Annotated in this window: 1 pseudogene; it reads left to right on the top strand. The window is 61.3% G+C overall.

The annotated features are described in order from the left end of the window. Positions 1 to 312: 312 nt before the first annotated feature. A pseudogene (locus tag ACXJ7R_RS33975) lies at positions 313 to 1065 on the top strand (outer membrane protein assembly factor); the annotation flags it as partial.

The raw sequence follows: 1065 nt of genomic DNA, 5'->3' as shown, positions 1-1065 counted from the left end.
GAATCAGGATCGACAGACCACGAGCCGCGCGCATTGCCATTACACCCTCCCAGACACTGCTGACGTCCAGGCATGATCAAGCATCAGTCATGCTTGTCAACACAAGGACGCGGCAGGGTTCCGCCTGCCAACGGTTTCCTTTCCGGCCGATCGCCGGTAGTAGCTCCATAGGACAGGGGATCACGCTTTCTTGCGGCGACGCAGAAGGTGTGAATTCCAAGCCCGTCCTATTTCAGACAATTGGATTGTGGCCCCTTTACGAGCGCTTCAGAACTTCATTCCAATTTTAGGTTTTCATTCTAGGTTGTCTTAATGCCGGCGCATGAAGAGCAGATGTCAGGAGGTACCGCGCCAGGGCGTGTGCTTTCGCGCGCCCTGCTTTTGGCCATGATCTGGTCAACCGCGCTTGTCGCCGAGGCCGGAAATGCTGCTGCTTTCGAGCTTTTCGGCATCAAGCTGTGGGGATCGTCGAAAGACGAGGACGCCGACATCGTCGACCCCCTGCGCTATGCCGTCACCATTTCCGCGCCCGATGCCGACAAGGATCTCGTCAAGAAGCTCGAAAATGCCTCGGCCCTGAAAAGTGACGAGGAACGCCCGGTTTCCGGCTCGCTCGGGCTGATGGCCAAGGCGCGTAGCGACCGTGAACAGTTGGTCGCGGCGCTCTATGCCGATGCCCGCTATGAAGGCGTCGTCACCATCACCATCGACGGCAAGCCGCTCGACGATTTGCCGCCAGATGCTGAATTCAAGGGCCCGCAGCCGGTACCTGTGGTCATCGATATCGCCAGCGGGCCGAAATTCACTCTCGGCAATATCCGGTTGGAGGGTGACGCGGCGGGGCTGATGAGCGCCGATTATGGCCTGATCGCGGGCGGTGACGCCGGGTCCGGCGCCGTGCTCAAGGCCGAGGCGCTGATCGTGCGGGCACTGAAGCAGGAGGGCAGGCCGCTGGCCAAGGTGACCGACCGCCAGATCGTCGCCGACCATGCCACCTCGACGCTCGACGTGACGCTGACGGTCGCCGCCGGGCCGGTCGCCGGCTATGGTGACACCACGGTGGAA

It is taken from the genome of Mesorhizobium sp. P5_C1 (assembly GCF_054049815.1).
The sequence above is the reverse complement of the archived record's forward strand: the minus strand, read 5'-3'. Positions and strand labels throughout refer to the sequence as shown.